The sequence below is a fragment of the Leisingera sp. F5 genome, from assembly GCF_001593695.1.
On record NZ_LUKH01001056.1, the window covers coordinates 1 to 1314 of the forward strand.

The window sequence follows — 1314 nt, forward strand, 5'->3', positions numbered from 1 at the left end:
GGCATCCCACAGCCCCTGAGAGGGCGCTCTGACGCTCTCACGGGCCTTGTCCATGACCGCCCCATAGGTTTCCGGGGAAAGGTGCTGGCGCTGGGTGATCTCTTTCCGGGTGCCGCGCACGATTTCACTGTCCAGATGCTCACGGCACCAATCGGCCCAGGACGTCTGCAAGGCGGAGTATTCGTTCCGCTCGCCCGTGGCCTCCTTCAGCTCGCGCAGTGCCTTGTTGGTCGAGATCACCGGCTTGCCCCGGCTTTCCCGGACCGGGGAGACCAGCACATCGACCACGGCCCCGCCCTTCTCATCGAGATCGAGGCGGGTGGCGATCACCGATCCTTTGCCGCCCCAGCCCTCGGCCCATGCCTTCGCCTGGTCGAAGAGCTGGCGGTTACGCGGGTTGTCGGGGTCATGCAGGCTGCCGGCCTTCTCCACCCATTCCGGGGACACCACGCAGATGGCCTGCAAGCAGAGCGGCGAGCCTTTCCGTTCGCCGGCCCCCAGCTCGGTCTTGTGGGCTTTGAAGGCGGCGAGATAGTCGCGGTCGTTCTCGGCCTTTGACCAGGCTAGACCGAAACCGGGTTCCGCATCGTCCCGGACCCGCGCCTTGCCGGTCTCGTCGTGGCGCTGCGCATGGAGGGACGCCCCACGAAGCTGGGCGATGGTGGTGAGCTTGTTGATGCGGATGGCTGCCTTGAACATGGGCCGGTGATAACGGGGATCGACGGAATTGTCATTTGAAATGACAACCCACTAGGCAATTCTCTGCGAGCTGCTCCGCTAATTGCCATGGGCCAGAGGCGCTGCGCCCTCTTGGATCACCTGCTGTTCGCCCGCCGAGCGGGCGAAAAATCCCTGCCTTCCCCTGCCTTTTGGTGGACGATGTCAGTCAGGGATTTGAGGGGCGCCGAACCGTTGCGCAAAATCTGGCGGCAGCAGATGCCGGCGCTTTGGCGGCGTCCGCTCCCAGATTTCCGCATCGGTCAGGGTCTCGGAGCTGACCTCGTAATTCCCGCAGTCGAAGCGGGACGAGCAATCAGAGGGAGCATTCTCGTAGCGGTCGTGAGGCATTTGTTTCCCGATCTGGCTAGGGCCACATCTGCGCGGCGTGGAGCACGCGCAGCACCGTCACCGCCGCTGCGGTTTCGGTATAGACCACGATATAGTTTGGCCGGACCACCAGTTCCCGGGTGCCTTCTACCCTGCCGGGGCGGCAGCGTTTCGGGTGAGCCGGGAGCTGCGCCACCTTGCCCTGGATTTCTTCCACCAGGGCAAGGGCTGCGTCCGGGTTGTCGTCCGAGATGTAATCGGCAATCG

General features: G+C 64.1%; 2 protein-coding genes. Both read right to left on the reverse strand.

Annotation, left to right across the window (positions count from 1 at the left end):
• A partial coding sequence (locus A2I95_RS38800) for a hypothetical protein (protein WP_291737711.1) occupies positions 1 to 699 on the reverse strand: 699 nt, incomplete at its 3' end.
• Positions 700 to 1084: 385 nt separating this feature from the next.
• Positions 1085 to 1312, reverse strand: coding sequence for a type II toxin-antitoxin system RelE/ParE family toxin (locus tag A2I95_RS38805; RefSeq protein ID WP_291737712.1), 228 nt, complete (start codon positions 1310 to 1312; stop codon positions 1085 to 1087).
• Positions 1313 to 1314 lie beyond the last annotated feature (2 nt).